The organism is Pseudaminobacter soli (ex Li et al. 2025), from assembly GCF_029892515.1.
Classification (GTDB): Bacteria; Pseudomonadota; Alphaproteobacteria; order Rhizobiales; family Rhizobiaceae; genus Pseudaminobacter; species Pseudaminobacter soli_A.
Map to the genome: position 1 here is coordinate 2,035,906 of NZ_JARXVF010000001.1, position 16,339 is coordinate 2,052,244.

The window sequence follows — 16,339 nt, forward strand, 5'->3', positions numbered from 1 at the left end:
CGCGTGCTCCATTGCGTTTGACGTCCGCCCCCTCTCTCCAGGGTCGGCATTCGACTTGCTGATGACCGAAACTGTCGGCGAGACTAATCGAATATCGTGATTATCGATATGGCAGGGCATTAAGCCAGCGACGGAATTGCCGCGATCCATCGGTGGATGAGAATTTCCGTTTCGGGCAGGCTCCTTGGCGGAGCAGGTTCGTTCGTCGAAAGCGACTTCAGGCAGTTTCTTGCAAAAAGACTTCCACCGCACCGGCCTCCACGCCAGCGTCGCGGGCGATGCGCCGCGCCAGCTCCGCCGCCGCTGGTCGTGGGCTGCCGGCTGGGCGATCGAGCCAGTAGGCCACCGGATTCAATGCCTCGCCCTGGTCGACGCGGACGATCCGGCCGCTCGCGAGCTGGTTCACCGTCAGAGGCGGCCGCGCCAGGGCGATGCCCAGCCCATAGGCCGCTGCGTCGAGCACCAGGTTGTAGTCTTCGAAGCGCCGGTCCTGCGGGCGCGGCCGGTAGTCGATGCCCTGGGCAGCGAACCATGCGCGCCAGCCCGAGGCGTCGGAATCGTGGACCAGCGGATATTGAAGCAGCCGCTCCGGCGCGCCTTGTCCGATGTCCTTCGCCAGTTTCGGCGAGGCGATGGGAAAGCACCATTCCTCGAAAAGCTGCAGCGAGATGCGGCCAGGGATGCGCCCTCGTCCGCAGCGCACGGACAGGTCCATGCCTTCCTCGGCAAGGTCGACCTGATGGCTGTCCACGTCGAGGACGATGCGGAGCGGGGTCGAGCCCTGTTCCAGCACCGACAGCCGCGGCATCAGCCAGAGGCTCGCGATGGATGGAATGGAGGTCAGCCGCACCACGGCGGCGCCGCGCGGCTCGCTCCAGCGCTCGGTGGTGTCTGCGATCAGTGCGAAGGCTTCGGATGTGCGGAGAAAGAGCCGCTGGCCCTCCGGCGTCAGCGAAACGCCGCGCGCGCCGCGCTCGAACAGGCGTGAGCCGAGCCAGTTTTCCAGCTTGGCGATCTGCCGACTGATGGCGCCGTGGGTGAGGTTCAGCTTGTCGGCAGCGGCGGAAAAGCTGCCCGTGCGCGCCGCGGCTTCGAAAGCGCGCAGTGTTTCGAGCGGCAGCATCGCGTTCAAGCTGTGATCCATGTTCACAGCAGAGCGCCGATTTATTCGATTGTCAATCAGCTCGCGTGGCGCTTTTTATGCGGCAGTCAGATGAGGCCGTATCATGAGCATCAACACAGCAGTTTCACCGAGCAGCCGTTCCGCCGGCACAGTCACCGCCGCGGCGGTGGCGATCACCGTTCTTTCCTGGGCTTCCGCCTTCCCGGCCATTCGCGCGGGGCTCGCCGCTTTCGGTCCGCTGGAGTTGGGCGCCATGCGCTTCGGCATCGCTGCGGTGCCGGCCGCGATCTTCCTGCTCGTCACCCGCCCGCCTTTGCCGCGCCTGAAAGAGGCCTGGCGTTTCGTCTGCGGGGGTGTGCTCTTCGTTGCGCTCTACACCGTGCTTCTCAACATCGGCGAGCAGACCGTCTCGGCGGGCGCCGCCAGTTTCATCATCAATATCAGCCCGATCCTCACCGCCATTCTGGCGACGGTCACGCTCGGCGAGCGTTTTTCCGGCGCGGCCTGGGTCGGCACTTTCCTGTCCTTTGCCGGCGTGGGCATCATCGCCATAGGGGAAGGCCAGGGGTTCGAGCTCAACCAGGGCGCCCTCTTCATCCTTGGCGGGGCGCTCTGCACCACCATCAATACGGTCGTTCAGAAGCCGCTCTTTGCCCAGCACAGGCCCCTCACCGTCTCCGCCTGGAACATGGTGATCGGCGCCCTCTGCCTTGCGCCGGCCCTGCCGAGCGCTTTTGCCCAGGCGTCGACTGCGGACACGCAGGCTTTGGGTGCTGCCATCTATCTCGGCATCGTGCCGAGCCTGATCGCCTATGCCAGCTGGGCCGTGGCGCTGTCGCGCCTGCCGGCCTCGCGCGCCTCGAATTTCCTCTACTGCGTGCCGCCCGTCGCCACCCTCATCGGCTTTGTGTGGCTCGGCGAGGTGCCGGGGCTGCTCGGCCTCGTCGGCGGGGTGCTGGCGCTGGGCGGCGTGATCATCGTCAACCTATTCCGGCGGTAAGCACCTTCGTCCGTCGGCCGGTCAATCCGATCGGCCGACATAGTCGCCGCCGACCCATATGCGCTTGATATTGGTGCGCATGGCGTTCAGCACGATCTTCTGGAAGACGTCTTCCGGGGTGTCCAGCTCCGGCCACGTCCGGATGTTGGAGCCCGAAGCGTCCTGGTCGATCAGCAAGGCGTCGAACTGATAGCCCTGCTCGAACCTGCCGACCTTCAGTCCCAGCGCCTCCCCTCCGCCGGCAGTGGCCAGCCAGAACGCCTCGGCCACCGTGATTTGCGAATGCACGATGCCGCGCTCGGCGGGCGCCAGCGCTGGGTCCACGCCGCCCTGCCGCGCCCGCGCGGCCATCAACGCATGCCGGCACCCGTCGAGGATCGATGGGCTGTGGCCGCCGGAAATATCGGTGCCGAGGCCGACGCGGACATTGCGGTCGAGCGCCGCGCGCAGCGGGAAAACCGCATTGGCGAAATAGATGTTGGACAGCGGGCAATGCGCAACCGCCGCTCCGCGTTCGCGGATCAGGTCCAAATCGCCGTCGGTGACGAAGTTGGAGTGAGCAAGGATCGTGTGCTCTCTCAAAAGGCCGAAATCGGCGAGCACCTCGGTGTCGGTCTTGCCGAAGCGGGACCCGACAAAGTCCTTTTCCCAGTCGCTCTCCGAACAATGGGTCTGGATGAGGCAACCCGTCTCCGCGGCAAGCTTGCCCAGCCCCTGCAAAAGCTCATCGGTGCAGCTGGGAATGAAGCGCGGTGTAATGACCGGTCGCACGAGCGGGTCGTCCGTCGATGAAAGCTCCCTGACGGCGTCGATGAAGCGCCGCATCTCGTCGACGGCCGTGGCTGCATCGCTGTCGCGGTAGAAGTCCGGGCACTGGTCGGGGTCGTCCATGGCGACCTTGCCGACGAAGGCCCGCTGGCCCTTTTCGAGGCACGTCTCGGCAAGTGCGAGCGAGGCCTCCATGTGGATGGTGGCAAAATACACCGCCGTGGTGGTGCCGTTCGCCAGAAGCCCGGCGACCAGATCGGCGTATATCTCGCGGGCGAAGGCGAGGTCGGAATAGCGGGCCTCGAGCGGAAAAGTGTGTTTCTGCAGCCAGACCTCGAGCGGAACGTCCAGCGCCTTCCCGAGCTGCGGCCATTGCGGCGCATGGATGTGAAGGTCCACCAGCCCGGGCAGAAGCACCTGGTTTGCCGGCAGTTGGAGAAGCCTGCCCTCCGCCTCCGCGCGCGCCTTTGCCTCGGCAAAGTCCGGGCTTTTGGGGCTGAGGATTTCGGCGATGCGCCCGTCCCCATCGACCGAGATCAAAACGCCTTCCAGAATTTCGAGCTTGCCGCGTGCCGGCGTGTGAAACGCGGTTCCGCAAATCACTCTGTTTCGCACTTCAGTAGACCTCCGGTGAAAGGCGCATTCCAAGGTTCATCATTATCTCAGACATCACGGCCAACAAGACCGTATCCAGCCGATGATCGAACTGTCCAAGGCTGACCGCGCGAAACGCCGGCTACACGATCGAGACGCAAGGCATCCCCGATGCTTGATCGCGCTGGAGAAACCGTCGAAAGTGTCGGTTGAAGACCGCATCCCTGCATCGAGGCTGGCCCGATTTGACCAAGGATTCCGAACATCCCTTCTTCCGGCCGCTGTGGCGGCGTATCGCGGTGGTGGTCGTCTGCCTTGCGTGGGCGGCCCTCGAATTCGTCAATGGGGCATCCAGCTGGGGCGTCATCGCGCTCTGCTTTGCCGGCTATGCGGTGTGGCAATTCTTCCTGGCGTATTCGCCGCCGGCGGGGCCCGGCAAGGAGGAGTAACAAACGGAATCGTTGGTCGCGGCCTACCCGGCAAGCGGATCAGGTTTCACTTGCCTCAGCCGAACGACGACGTCGACCCTCGTGATTTCGTAGCCTTTCGGCGGGGCGGGCAATCGGTCCACCGAGATGCCGCCGGGCGGGACGTCGACCACTCGCCCTTCCGCCTCCATGTAGAAATGATGATGGTTGCCGGTGTCCGTATCGAAATGGGCCCGCTCATCGTCCACGCTGATCCGGCGAATCAGCCCCGCCTCGCTGAAATGGCCGAGCGTGTTGTAGATGGTCGCGAGCGACAGCGTCTCGCCGGCTAAGTTCGCTTCCTGAAGCAGGTCATCCGCCGTCACATGGCGATGCGCGGCGCCGAACAGCAGCCGGCCGATCGCGACGCGCTGCCGGGTGGGGCGCAGTCCGGCCTCCTTCAGTTTTTCCTCGACCTCGGACTCGGGAGGCAAGGCCCGCTCGGCGAGCAGGCGTTTTCGGGTTTCTTCGGGAACGAGAAGCATTGGATCACCCGACGGAGCGACGGGCGATTGTTGTCCGGCGGCCTTCAGAGCCGCCCTGGCCGGAAAGCATAGCGCCGGAGCTAGCCGCACCTCGTTTCATCGGATTTTGGTCCTCGTTGCCGCGAACAATTCGCAGCCGAGGATATGGGCGCCGGCGAAACCGTCAAGTCTTTTTGCAAACGAATTGCAATTGCAATCCACAACCGAGTCCCCTACAGACGCAGTTGAGAAGCAATCGCAAGAAGGAGAAGATATGTTCGACAAGCTCAGGCGCTCGGTTCTCGCCGGCATGGTTGGAAGCGCCCTTGCCGCCGTACTCATGGCCGCGCCGGCAACGGCTCAGGAGAAATTCAAGGCGGTAACGACCTTCACCGTCATTGCCGACATGGCTGAGAACGTGGCCGGAGATGCCGCAATCGTTGAATCGATCACCAAGCCCGGCGCCGAGATCCACAACTACCAACCCACTCCCGGCGACATCCAGAAGGCGCAGGGCGCGCAGCTCATTCTGCGCAACGGCCTCAACCTCGAGCTCTGGTTCGAAAAGTTCTTCCAGAATCTGAAGGACGTTCCGGGTGCGGTCGTCTCTGAAGGCGTCGAGCCGATGGGCATTGCGGAAGGCCCCTATACCGGCAAGCCCAACCCGCACGCCTGGATGTCGCCGTCGGCCGCCCTGATCTATGTCGACAATATCCGCGATGCCTTCGTGAAGTATGACCCGGCCAATGCCGAGACCTACAAGGCCAATGCCGAAGCCTACAAGGCCAGGATCAACGCGGCTATCGATCCGATCCGGGCCGAGCTTTCCGCTATTCCCGAGGCCAAGCGCTGGTTGGTTTCGAGCGAAGGTGCCTTCAGCTATCTGGCTCGCGATTTCGGGCTGAAGGAACTCTATCTCTGGCCGATCAACGCCGACCAGCAGGGCACCCCGCAGCAGGTGCGCAAGGTGATCGACGCCGTCAGGAAGAACGGCATCACCGTCGTCTTCTCGGAAAGCACCATCTCCGACAAGCCCGCCAGGCAGGTGGCGCGCGAGACCGGCGCGAACTATGGCGGCGTGCTCTATGTCGATTCGCTCACCGAAGCGGATGGCCCGGTGCCAACCTATATCGACCTTCTGCGCGTCACCTCCGGCACCATCGCCAAGGGTCTGGCGGAATGAACATGCATGTAGACACCTCCGCCCCCGCATCGAAAGATGCGGGGCAAGGCCTCGCGGTAAGGAACGCGACGGTCACCTATCGCAACGGCCACACGGCGTTGCGCGACGCCAGCTTCGCGATCCCCACCGGCACCATCGCCGCGCTGGTCGGCGTCAACGGCTCGGGCAAGTCGACGCTGTTCAAGGCGATCATGGGCTTCGTCCGGCTGGCGCAGGGCGAGATCTCCATCCTCGGCCAGCCGGTAGATCGGGCGCTGAAGCAGAACCTCGTCGCCTATGTGCCACAGAGCGAGGACGTTGACTGGAATTTCCCGGTTCTGGTCGAGGACGTGGTGATGATGGGCCGCTACGGCCATATGGGCATGATGCGCATCCCTCGCCGCGCCGATCATGAGGCGGTGTCGGCCGCGCTTGCCCGCGTCAACATGAGCGACATCCGCAAGCGCCAGATCGGCGAGTTGTCGGGCGGGCAGAAGAAGCGCGTCTTTCTCGCCCGCGCGCTGGCGCAGGACGGGCGCGTCATACTGCTCGACGAGCCCTTCACCGGCGTCGACGTCAAGACCGAGGACGCGATCATCAAGCTGTTGCGCTCGCTGCGCGATGAGGGCCGGGTGATGCTCGTCTCCACCCACAATCTCGGCTCAGTGCCGGAATTTTGCGACCGCACCGTGCTCCTGAACCGCACCGTGCTTGCCCATGGCCTGACCGAGGAGGTCTTCACCCAGGCCAATCTCGAGCGGACGTTTGGCGGCGTGCTGCGCCATTTCGTGCTGAACGAGGCGGACAGGTCCCAATCCGTCGGCGTCATCACCGACGACGAGCGCCCGCTGGTTCTGCGCAGCGACAGGCCGGCGGCGGTTGCGCAGGCGGCCGGCCGCAACGGAGGCCAGGGGTGATGTCCGTCCTGCTCGAGCCGTTCGGCTATAGCTACATGGTGAACGCCATGTGGGTGTCGGCGCTGGTCGGAGGCGTCTGCGCCTTCCTGTCGGCCTATCTGATGCTGAAGGGCTGGTCGCTGATCGGCGACGCGCTTTCGCACGCAATCGTGCCGGGCGTGGCCGTCGCCTACATGCTGGGCCTGCCCTTCTCCATCGGCGCCTTCTTCTCCGGCGGCCTTGCCGCTGCGGCGATGCTCTTCCTCAACCAGCGCACCAAGCTCAAGGAAGACGCCATCATAGGCCTGATCTTCTCATCCTTCTTCGGGCTTGGCCTGTTCATGGTCTCGCTGTCGCCCACCTCGGTGAACATCCAGACCATCGTGCTGGGCAACATCCTCGCGATCACGCCGGAGGACACGCTCCAGCTTGCCATAATCGGCTTCGTGTCGCTGGCCATCCTGCTGGTTAAATGGAAGGACCTCATGGTCACCTTCTTCGACGAGAGCCACGCGCGCTCGATCGGCCTCAATCCGCCGCTGCTCAAGATCATGTTCCTCACGCTGCTCTCCGCCTCCACGGTCGCGGCTCTGCAGACGGTCGGCGCGTTCCTGGTCATCTGCATGGTGGTGACGCCCGGCGCCACTGCCTATCTGCTGACCGACCGCTTCCCACGCCTGCTTGCCATTGCCGTGGTCATCGGCGCCGTCACCAGCTTCGTGGGCGCCTATGTCAGCTACTTCCTCGACGGCGCGACCGGCGGGGTCATCGTGGTGCTGCAGACGGCAATCTTCCTGGTCGTCTTCTTCCTCGCGCCCAAGCACGGCATGCTCGCCGCTAGGCGGCGTGCGGCGCAAGCTCTGGAGGCCGGCCTATGAGCTACATCGATACGCTGCTCGCGCCCTTCCAGTTCGGGTTCATGGTCAATGCGCTGATCATCTCGGTGCTGGTGGCCGTGCCCGCCGCACTCCTGTCCTGCTTCCTCGTTCTCAAGGGCTGGTCGCTGATGGGAGACGCGATCAGCCATGCGATCCTGCCGGGTGTGGTGCTGGCCTACATCGTCAACCTGCCGCTGGCGCTCGGCGCCTTCGCCGCGGGCATGGCCTGCGCGCTCGCCACGGGCTTTCTCAAGGAAAACAGCCGCATCAAGCAGGACACCGTCATGGGCGTGGTGTTTTCCGGCATGTTTGGCCTCGGCATGGTGCTCTACGTCAAGATCGCGACGGACGTGCATCTCGATCACATCCTGTTCGGCGACATGCTGGGCGTGAGCTGGGGCGATATAGTCGAGACCGGCGTCATCGCGGCGCTGGTGGTCGGCATCCTGCTCCTCAAGTGGCGCGACCTGTTGCTGCACGCCTTCGATCCGGCGCAGGCACGGGCAATCGGTCTGCCGGTGCGGCTGCTGCACTATGGCCTGTTGGCGATCCTGTCGCTCACCATCGTCGGGGCACTCAAGGCGGTCGGCATCATTCTTGCCATCGCCATGCTGATCGCGCCGGGTGCGATCGCCTTCCTGCTGACCAGGACGTTCAGCGGAATGCTGATCCTTTCCGTGGTCGTCGCGGTGCTGGCGTCCTTCTTTGGCGTCTATCTGTCGTTCTTCATCGACAGCGCTCCTGCGCCGACCATTGTGGTGCTGCTGACAGTCGTCTTCATCGCCGCCTTCGTTCATGCGACGCGCAAGGCGGCACGGGTCGAAGTGCGCGAGGCGACCTGAAACGGATCGGGGACGGCATTGCCGTCCCCGCATAGTTTTTGCCGTGTGGAAGAAGTCGTTCAGTTCCTCAGGCCGGGCGCTTCCTGGCCGGTGCGCTCGACATATTCCACGTAGCCGCCGCCATAGGTGTGGATGCCGTCGGGCGTCAGTTCCAGCACGCGATTGGAGAGCGCGGCGAGGAAATGGCGGTCGTGCGAAACGAACAGCATCGTGCCCTCATATTGAGCAAGCGCTGCGATCAGCATTTCCTTGGTGGCGATGTCCAGGTGGTTGGTCGGCTCGTCCAGCACCAAAAGGTTGGGCGGATCGAACAGCATGATCGCCATGACCAGGCGCGCCTTCTCGCCGCCCGAAAGCACCCGGCACTTCTTCTCGATCTCGTCGCCCGAGAAGCCGAAGCAGCCGGCAAGCGCGCGCAGCGGCGCCTGACCGGCCTGCGGGAACGAATGCTCCAGCTGTTCGAACACGGTCAGATCGCCGTCGAGCAGGTCCATGGCGTGCTGGGCGAAATAGCCCATCTTGACGCTAGGCCCGCGCGCCACCGTGCCCTGATCCGGTTCCGAGGAGCCGGCGACGAGCTTGAGCAGCGTCGACTTGCCCGCACCGTTGACGCCCATGATGCACCAGCGCTCCTTGCGGCGGATCTGGAAGTCGAGGCCTTCATAGATGACCTTGCTGCCGTAGCGCTTGTGCACGTTCTTGATCGTGACCACGTCTTCGCCCGAGCGCGGCGCCGGCTGGAATTCGAAGGCCACCGTCTGGCGACGCTTGGGCGGCTCGACGCGGTCGATCTTCTCGAGCTTCTTCACGCGGCTCTGCACCTGCGAGGCATGCGAGGCGCGCGCCTTGAAGCGCTCGATGAACTTGATCTCCTTGGCAAGCATGGCCTGCTGGCGCTCGAACTGGGCCTGCTGCTGCTTGTCGGCGAGCAGGCGCTGCTGCTCGTAGAACTCGTAGTCGCCGGAATAGCTAGTGAGCGAGCCGCCGTCGATCTCGATGATCTTGTTGACGATGCGGTTCATGAAGGCGCGGTCGTGCGAGGTCATCAAAAGCGCGCCGTCATAGCCCTTGAGGAACGCCTCGAGCCAGATCAGGCTTTCGATGTCGAGATGGTTCGACGGTTCGTCGAGCAGCATGACGTCGGGGCGCATCAAGAGAATGCGGGCAAGCGCGACGCGCATCTTCCAGCCGCCCGAGAGCGCGCCGACATCTCCGTCCATCATCTCCTGGCTGAAGCCGAGGCCGTCCAGCACCTCGCGGGCGCGGCCGTCGAGCGAATAGCCGTCCAGCTCCTCGTATCGCGCCTGCACTTCGCCGTAGCGCTCGATGATGGTGTCCATCTCGTCGGCGCGATCGGGATCGACCATCGCCTCTTCCAGTTCGCGCAGCTCGGCGGCCACCTCGCTCACCGGGCCGGCGCCCTCCATCACCTCGGCAACCGCGCTGCGGCCGGCCATTTCGCCGACATCCTGGTTGAAATAGCCGATGGTGATGCCGCGTTCGGTCGAAACCTGACCCTCGTCGGGCAGATCCTCACCGTTGATCATGCGAAACAGCGTCGTCTTGCCTGCGCCGTTTGGACCGACCAGCCCGATCTTCTCCTGCTTCTGCAGGGTCGCGGAGGCCTCGATGAACAGCAGCCTGTGGCTGTTCTGCTTGCTGACATTTTCGATGCGAATCATGATTTCAGACGCTGTGAAGTTGCGGTGGGCTTATTGGCACGCGCCGAAACCGGCGACGAGCGCCGGAACCGGATGATGCCGGAAATGAAAACGGCGGGCCGAAACCCGCCGTCTGCATTTCCAGCCGAAGCCGAAAAATTACTCGGCCGAGGTTTCCTGAGCGGCGGCCAGAGCGGCGGCGGCGGCTTCCTGCGCGGCCTTGATCGCGGCGGCGCGTTCCTGCGCCTTCTTGCCCGGCTCGCCCTTGGTCGGGTTGCTGCGGGCTTCGCGCTTGGTGAGGCCGGCCTCATCGAGGAAGCGGGCAACGCGGTCGGTCGGCTGGGCGCCGTGGCTCAGCCAATGCTTGGCGCGGTCGGCGTCGAGCTTCACGCGCTCGCCGTCCTTGGGCAGCATCGGGTTCCAGGCGCCGATCGTCTCGATGAAACGGCCGTCGCGCGGGCTGCGCACGTCGGCGATGACGATGTGGTAGTAGGGGCGCTTCTTGGAGCCGGCGCGGGCCAGACGGATCTTCAACGACATTTTGGTTCTCCTAGGGTTCGTTCTGTTCAGCTGGTCTGTTGGCCGCCGCTCGATGCGGCGGAATTCTCGGTGCCGTTAGAGGCAGCGATTGCCTCGTGATGGCGGATCACTTCGCGGATGATGAAGTTCAGGAACTTTTCCGCGAAATCGGGGTCGAGCTGCGCTTCGTCGGCGAGACGGCGCAGCCGTGCAATCTGGTTCTGCTCGCGCGCCGGGTCAGCCGGCGGCAGGCCATGCGTAGCCTTCAGCACGCCCACAGCCTGAGTGCAGCGGAAGCGCTCGGCCAGCATGTGGACCAGTGCGGCATCGATATTGTCGATCGAGGCGCGATATTGGGTGAGCAGGTTCTTGACGTCGGCGTCGTTCATCGCTGCACTCACTTCTTCTTGCCCAGGCCCGGAAGGCCGCCACCGCCAAGGCCGGGCAGCTTCATGCCGCCGGGCAGGCCGGGAAGCCCGCCGCCATTGCCAAGACCGGGCAGACCGCCCGGCAGGCCCTTGCCGAGGCCGGCGGCTTCCGCCTGCTTCTTCAGCGCTTCGAGCTGCTTGGGGTCCATCTTGGAAAGGTCAGGCATGCCGCCCCCGGGCATCATGCCGCCAAGGCCCATCTTGGAGGCCAGGCCGCCCATCATGCCGCGCATGAGACCGCCGCCTTTGCCCTTGCCGCCCATGGCCTTCATCATGTCAGCCATCTGGCGGTGCATTTTCAGCAGCTTGTTGATCTCGGCCGCATCGGAGCCGGAGCCGGCGGCGATGCGCTTCTTGCGGCTGTGCTTGAGGATGTCGGGATTGGCGCGCTCGGCCTTGGTCATCGACGAGATGATGGCGAGCTGGCGGCCGAACATCTTGTCGTCCAGACCGGCCGCAGCCATCTGGTCCTTCATCTTGCCCATGCCCGGCATCATGCCCATGATGCCGCCCATGCCGCCCATCTTCTGCATCTGGCCAAGCTGGTCGGCGAGGTCGTTCAGGTCGAACTTGCCCGACTGCATCTTCCTGGCCATCGCCGCGGCCTTTTCCGCGTCGATGGTTTCGGCGGCCTTCTCGACCAGCGAGACGATGTCGCCCATGCCGAGGATGCGGTCGGCGATGCGCTTGGGATGGAATTCCTCCAGCCCGTCCATCTTTTCGCCGGTGCCGATGAGCTTGATCGGCTTGCCGGTGACGGCGCGCATGGAAAGGGCCGCGCCGCCGCGGCCGTCGCCGTCCATGCGGGTGAGCACCAGGCCGGTGATGCCGACGCGTTCGTCAAAATTCTTGGCGAGGTTGACGGCGTCCTGACCGGTGAGGCTGTCAGCGACGAGGAGAATTTCGTGCGGGTTCGAGGCCTTCTTGATGTCGGCCATCTCGACCATCAGCGGCTCGTCGATATGCGTACGGCCGGCGGTGTCGAGGATCACGACGTCATGGCCGCCGAGCTTGGCCGCCTGCACGGCGCGCTTGGCGATGTCGACCGGCGTCTGGCCGGCGATGATTGGGAGCGTGGCGACCTTGGTCTGCTCGCCGAGCTGGCGCAGCTGCTCCTGCGCAGCCGGGCGGCGCGTGTCGAGCGAGGCCATGAGCACTTTCTTGCCCTGGCGCTCGGTGAGGCGCTTCGCGATCTTGGCGGTGGAAGTGGTCTTGCCCGAGCCCTGCAGGCCGACCATCATGACGACGACCGGCGCGGGCGCGTTGAGATCGATGGCGACGCCCTCGGCGCCCAGCATGTCGACCAGCTCGTCATGGACGATCTTGACGACCATCTGGCCGGGCTTGATCGACTTCAGAACGGTCGCGCCGACGGCCTTTTCGCGCACGCGGTCAACGAAGGAACGCACGACCTCCAGCGCCACGTCGGCCTCGATGAGGGCACGGCGCACCTCGCGCAGGGCAGCCGAAACATCGGCTTCCGACAGCGCGCCACGGCCGGTGAGGCCGTTGAGAATGGAGCCAAGTCGCTCTTGCAGCGAATCGAACATCGTTCTTCCTTCTGTCTCTGACTGGTTTCCCCGCCAGAGGTAATGGTTCCGCGCCCAAGAGCCAAGCACTCGAGCAAATGCCCAAAGCCGAATGGCACCCGGGGGCGCATCGCGCTGCCGGGTGTTGGCCTCCGGGATCGTACTATACCCCTAAGGGGTCCCGGTCGGCTGCTCGGAGTGGTCTACTCGTCGCGGAATTGCCGGCGTGTAGACAGGAAAACGAGGACGGAGTCAAGGCAAACCGCGGATTTGCGGCCCTTGAAGGCAAGAAAACCGGCGCTTGAGAGCATGATCCCGAAAAGTTGCAGACTTTTTGGACAAGATCATGCTTCAAAAAAACGCCGGTTTCGAAGCGTGCAGCGCGCTGGTTCAGGGCGCGCCGCGGGACAGGATAAGCGATCAGGCCGCCTGCTTCTTCGGCGAGATCAGGCCGCGGCCGACCAGAAGCTCGGCGATCTGCACGGCGTTCAGCGCAGCGCCCTTGCGCAGGTTGTCGGAGACGATCCACATGGCAAGGCCGTTCTCGACAGTCGCGTCCTCGCGGATGCGCGAGATGTACGTCGCGTCCTCGCCGGCAGCCTCGATCGGGGTGGCGTAGCCGCCGTTCTCATGCTTGTCGATGACCAGGCAGCCCGGCGCCTCGCGCAGGATATCGCGCGCCTCGTCCGGTGTGATCGGGCTTTCGAACTCGATGTTGACGGCTTCCGAGTGGCCGATGAACACCGGCACGCGCACGGCGGTGGCCGTCAGCTTGATCTTGGGGTCGAGCATCTTCTTGGTCTCGGCCATCATCTTCCACTCTTCCTTCGTGTAGCCGTCTTCCATGAACACGTCGATGTGCGGGATGACGTTGAAGGCAATGCGCTTGGTGAACTTCTTGGCCTCGACCGGATCGGCGACGAAGACGGCGCGGGTCTGGGTGAAGAGCTCATCCATGCCTTCCTTGCCGGCGCCGGAGACCGACTGGTAGGTGGAGACGACGACGCGCTTGATCTTGGCCTTGTCGTGCAGCGGCTTCAGCGCCACGACGAGCTGGGCGGTCGAGCAGTTCGGATTGGCGATGATGTTCTTCTTGGGGAAGCCCGCGATTGCATCCGGGTTCACTTCCGGCACGATCAGCGGCACCTCGGCGTCGTAGCGCCAGGCCGAAGAGTTGTCGATGACGACGCAGCCCTGCTTGCCGATCTTGGGCGACCACTCCTTGGAGATGTTGCCGCCTGCCGACATCAGGCAGATGTCGGTGTCGGAGAAGTCATAGGTGTCTAGCGCCCTCACCTTCAGCGTCTTGTCGCCATAGGACACTTCGGTGCCCTGGCTGCGGCGGGAGGCCAGCGGCACCACCTCATCGGCCGGAAAGCCGCGTTCCTCGAGGATATTGAGCATTTCCCGGCCCACATTGCCCGTGGCGCCGACGATCGCAACCTTGAAACCCATCTTGAGATTACTCCTGTCCCTCTCCGCTCGCTTCTTGGAGAAAGCCCGCCGGCCGTTGCGGGCTCTTCACCCCCGGGCCAGACCCGGGAGAGGGTGAGCAGGCCAAGGGAAATCAGACCGTAGTGGTCGTTTTTTTGGCCGTAGTTTTGGTCGAAAGCAGGGATGCGTTTCCGCGCCCGGCACGATGGTTCACATCATGGCCGGGAAAATCGAATGCGAGATGAGCCGAAAAATGGCCGCGCATCGGAGGGTTCCCTGTTCGCCGCTGCTTTTACGCACTTTGCGTAAATAGTCAATCGAGCGCGAAGGGCAATGAAGGACCGTCATCCCTCTTCCTTGCCGGCAAGCGCTGCAAGCGCATCGCCGTTGAAGCGCAAGAAGATTTTCTGGTCGTGCCGCTCGGCGCCGAGCCGATCGTAGAAGCGCAGCGCGCCCTCGTTCCAGTTTTCCGTGGTGAGGTCTATGCGGCCGATGCCTTCGGTTAGGCAATGCCGGGCCAGAAAGCGGATCATGGCCTGCCCTGCCCCGCTGTTGCGGGCGCCATCGCGGACGAACAGGTCCTTCAGGATCATCAGCCTTTCGAGATCGACGCCCGGATGCGCGATCGCGACAGAGGCAAGGCCGGCGATTTCTCGGCCGGAATAGGCCAGAGCGAAATGCGGATAAGCGGGGCTTTCGCTTGCCAGCCAGCCCCGCGCTTTTGCCAGAGCCTCCTCGAAGGGAAGCTCCGGCTGTCTGTAGTGAACGGCCATCTCGCCGAGAATGGCCGCGAGGTCCGGGGCATCATCAGAAGTTGCCCAGCGAACCTCGACGCTCATATTACGCCGCCAGCGCCAGGAATTTTGCGACGATGGCGTCGCCCATCTGGGTGGTGCTGACCTCGGTCCTGCCCTCGGACATGATGTCCTTGGTGCGCAGGCCGTCGTCCAACACTGCGGCGATGGCTGCTTCGAGGCGGTCGGCCTCGGCAACCATGTTGAAGGAATAGCGCAGGCACATGGCAAACGACGCGATCATGGCGATCGGGTTGGCAATGCCCTTGCCGGCGATGTCCGGCGCCGAGCCGTGCACCGGCTCATAGAGCGCCTTGCGCTTGCCGGTCGTGGCATCTGGCGCGCCCAGCGAGGCCGAAGGCAGCATGCCGAGCGAGCCGGTGAGCATGGCGGCAACGTCCGACAGCATGTCGCCGAACAGGTTGTCGGTGAGGATGACGTCGAACTGCTTGGGCCAGCGCACGAGCTGCATGCCGCCGGCGTCGGCCAGCATGTGCTCGAGCTGGACGTCGGCATACTTGGCCTTGTGGGTCTGGGTGACCACTTCCTTCCACAGCACGCCCGACTTCATGACATTGTGCTTTTCCATCGAGGTGACCTTGTTGCCGCGCGTACGCGCCAGCTCGAAGGCCACACCGGTGATGCGCTCGATCTCGTAGGTGTCGTAGACCTGGGTGTCGATGCCGCGCTTCTGGCCGTTGCCGAGATCGATGATCTCCTTGGGCTCGCCGAAGTAGACGCCGCCGGTTAGCTCGCGCAGGATGAGGATGTCGAGGGCTTCGACCACCTCGGGCTTGAGCGAGGAGGACGAAGCGAGCGCCGGATAGCAGATCGCCGGACGCAGGTTGGCGAACAGCTGCATGTCCTTGCGCAGGCGCAGCAGGCCGGCCTCGGGGCGAACCTCGTAAGGCACGTCGGCCCACTTCGGACCGCCGACGGCGCCGAACAGGACCGCGTCGGCTGCCATGGCCTTTTCCATGTCGGCATCGGAGATCGACTGGCCGTGTGCGTCATAGGCCGAGCCGCCGACCAGGCCTTCTTCGGTCTCGAAACCGCTGCCGAATTTTTCATTCATGGCCGCAATGAGCTTGCGGACTTCGTTCATCGCCTCGGGGCCAATGCCGTCGCCCGGCAGGAGGAGGAGCTTGCGCGTTGCCATCTGAGAAAACCTTTCGGAAAGCCGTGAACCGCGGCCTTGCTAAACGCCATGGGCGTGACACGCAAGACTGAATGGCTTGGTGCAGCAAGGGAAGTTTTTTCGTGCGGCTTGCCGGCGCTGAAAGCGGAGGTGGCGACCCGCCCGCTGCGCCATCGCGCCGCCGATCCCCCGACTTCATCTGACATAGCCGCTCTCGGCTTATTTCGGCTCGCTTTCGCAAATCCGTCGCTCAAAAAAAATCTTCGCCCCGCGATCCGTTCCTGTCGCTCGGTTCGTCTTTGGTGTGTCCGTCCAGAAAGGAGACACTGATGGCCACCGAACCTGTCATTCTGATCAACCTGCTCAAGGTCGACCCGAGCAAGCAAGAAGCGCTGATCACGCTTTTGAAACGCAACATCGAAACGGTCGTCAGCACGCTTGACGGCTGGCGGGCAAGCCGGCTCGTCGCCGCCAAGGACGGCGCGAACGTCATCATTTATTCCGAGTGGGACACGCCAGCCGCTGTCGAAGCGATGCGGAATGACCCGCGCATGAAAGCCTATTTCCCGCAGATTCTCGACCTGGCGAGCTTCGACTCGGTTCTGGGCGAGACAGTGTTCGGCGAGAGCAAGTGAGGGGCGC

At 64.0% G+C, this 16,339-nt stretch carries 17 protein-coding genes; 7 read left to right on the forward strand and 10 right to left on the reverse strand.

Annotated elements, in window-relative coordinates:
* Positions 1 to 217: 217 nt before the first annotated feature.
* Entirely contained in the window at positions 218 to 1,123 is a 906-nt protein-coding gene (locus M2281_RS09710; RefSeq protein ID WP_280821170.1) for a LysR family transcriptional regulator, read from the reverse strand.
* A 103-nt stretch (positions 1,124 to 1,226) separates the two neighbouring features.
* Between M2281_RS09710 and M2281_RS09715 the strand changes: the two genes are divergently transcribed.
* Positions 1,227 to 2,123 carry a DMT family transporter gene (locus M2281_RS09715; RefSeq protein ID WP_280820852.1) on the forward strand — a complete coding sequence of 299 codons (897 nt, stop codon included), beginning with the start codon at positions 1,227 to 1,229 and terminating at the stop codon, positions 2,121 to 2,123.
* Between the two features lie 21 nt (positions 2,124 to 2,144).
* Here the strand turns inward: M2281_RS09715 and guaD are convergent, their stop codons facing one another.
* Positions 2,145 to 3,506, reverse strand: coding sequence for a guanine deaminase (gene guaD / locus M2281_RS09720; protein WP_280820853.1), 1,362 nt, complete (start codon positions 3,504 to 3,506; stop codon positions 2,145 to 2,147).
* A gap of 188 nt (positions 3,507 to 3,694) precedes the next feature.
* Here guaD and M2281_RS09725 point away from each other — a divergent pair, with 188 nt between their 5' ends.
* Complete coding sequence (locus M2281_RS09725; protein WP_280820854.1) at positions 3,695 to 3,934, forward strand: DUF3329 domain-containing protein; 240 nt, start codon at positions 3,695 to 3,697, stop codon at positions 3,932 to 3,934.
* A gap of 23 nt (positions 3,935 to 3,957) precedes the next feature.
* Here the strand turns inward: M2281_RS09725 and irrA are convergent, their stop codons facing one another.
* On the reverse strand, positions 3,958 to 4,437 hold the full coding sequence (gene irrA / locus M2281_RS09730; RefSeq protein WP_280820855.1) for an iron response transcriptional regulator IrrA: 480 nt from the start codon (positions 4,435 to 4,437) through the stop codon (positions 3,958 to 3,960).
* A gap of 253 nt (positions 4,438 to 4,690) precedes the next feature.
* Between irrA and M2281_RS09735 the strand changes: the two genes are divergently transcribed.
* From M2281_RS09735 to M2281_RS09750, 4 genes are read left to right on the forward strand one after another with little or no spacing between them, the layout of a single operon-like run.
* On the forward strand, positions 4,691 to 5,599 hold the full coding sequence (locus M2281_RS09735; RefSeq protein WP_280820856.1) for a metal ABC transporter substrate-binding protein: 909 nt from the start codon (positions 4,691 to 4,693) through the stop codon (positions 5,597 to 5,599).
* The gene (locus tag M2281_RS09740; RefSeq protein ID WP_280820857.1) at positions 5,596 to 6,495 is read left to right on the forward strand and encodes a manganese/iron ABC transporter ATP-binding protein; all 900 of its coding nucleotides are present in this window, start codon (positions 5,596 to 5,598) and stop codon (positions 6,493 to 6,495) included. The genes M2281_RS09735 and M2281_RS09740 overlap by 4 nt, the downstream gene beginning before the upstream one ends.
* On the forward strand, positions 6,495 to 7,352 hold the full coding sequence (locus tag M2281_RS09745; RefSeq protein ID WP_425537689.1) for a metal ABC transporter permease: 858 nt from the start codon (positions 6,495 to 6,497) through the stop codon (positions 7,350 to 7,352). Before M2281_RS09740 ends, M2281_RS09745 begins: the two co-directional genes overlap by 1 nt.
* A complete protein-coding gene (locus tag M2281_RS09750; RefSeq protein WP_280820859.1) occupies positions 7,349 to 8,194 on the forward strand; it encodes a metal ABC transporter permease in 846 nt (281 codons plus the stop codon). The genes M2281_RS09745 and M2281_RS09750 overlap by 4 nt, the downstream gene beginning before the upstream one ends.
* Before the next feature lie 59 nt (positions 8,195 to 8,253).
* Here M2281_RS09750 and M2281_RS09755 read toward each other — a convergent pair whose 3' ends face one another.
* The 7 genes from M2281_RS09755 to leuB all read right to left on the reverse strand — a co-directional run bounded on the left by M2281_RS09755 (position 8,254) and on the right by leuB (position 15,718).
* On the reverse strand, positions 8,254 to 9,876 hold the full coding sequence (locus M2281_RS09755; protein ID WP_280820860.1) for an ABC-F family ATP-binding cassette domain-containing protein: 1,623 nt from the start codon (positions 9,874 to 9,876) through the stop codon (positions 8,254 to 8,256).
* A 138-nt stretch (positions 9,877 to 10,014) separates the two neighbouring features.
* Positions 10,015 to 10,395 (reverse strand): 30S ribosomal protein S16, encoded by a 381-nt coding sequence (rpsP, locus tag M2281_RS09760; protein ID WP_280820861.1) that lies wholly within the window; start codon positions 10,393 to 10,395, stop codon positions 10,015 to 10,017.
* A gap of 26 nt (positions 10,396 to 10,421) precedes the next feature.
* Positions 10,422 to 10,763, reverse strand: coding sequence for a chorismate mutase (locus tag M2281_RS09765; RefSeq protein ID WP_280820862.1), 342 nt, complete (start codon positions 10,761 to 10,763; stop codon positions 10,422 to 10,424).
* Between the two features lie 8 nt (positions 10,764 to 10,771).
* Entirely contained in the window at positions 10,772 to 12,352 is a 1,581-nt protein-coding gene (gene ffh / locus M2281_RS09770) for a signal recognition particle protein (protein WP_280820863.1), read from the reverse strand.
* A gap of 399 nt (positions 12,353 to 12,751) precedes the next feature.
* Positions 12,752 to 13,786 (reverse strand): aspartate-semialdehyde dehydrogenase, encoded by a 1,035-nt coding sequence (locus M2281_RS09775; RefSeq protein ID WP_280820864.1) that lies wholly within the window; start codon positions 13,784 to 13,786, stop codon positions 12,752 to 12,754.
* A gap of 323 nt (positions 13,787 to 14,109) precedes the next feature.
* A complete protein-coding gene (locus tag M2281_RS09780) occupies positions 14,110 to 14,604 on the reverse strand; it encodes a GNAT family N-acetyltransferase (protein WP_280820865.1) in 495 nt (164 codons plus the stop codon).
* A gap of 1 nt (position 14,605) precedes the next feature.
* The gene (gene leuB, locus M2281_RS09785; RefSeq protein WP_280820866.1) at positions 14,606 to 15,718 is read right to left on the reverse strand and encodes a 3-isopropylmalate dehydrogenase; all 1,113 of its coding nucleotides are present in this window, start codon (positions 15,716 to 15,718) and stop codon (positions 14,606 to 14,608) included.
* Between the two features lie 308 nt (positions 15,719 to 16,026).
* On the opposite strand from leuB, the gene M2281_RS09790 reads away from it, so the two are divergent.
* The gene (locus M2281_RS09790; protein ID WP_280820867.1) at positions 16,027 to 16,332 is read left to right on the forward strand and encodes a putative quinol monooxygenase; all 306 of its coding nucleotides are present in this window, start codon (positions 16,027 to 16,029) and stop codon (positions 16,330 to 16,332) included.
* Positions 16,333 to 16,339 lie beyond the last annotated feature (7 nt).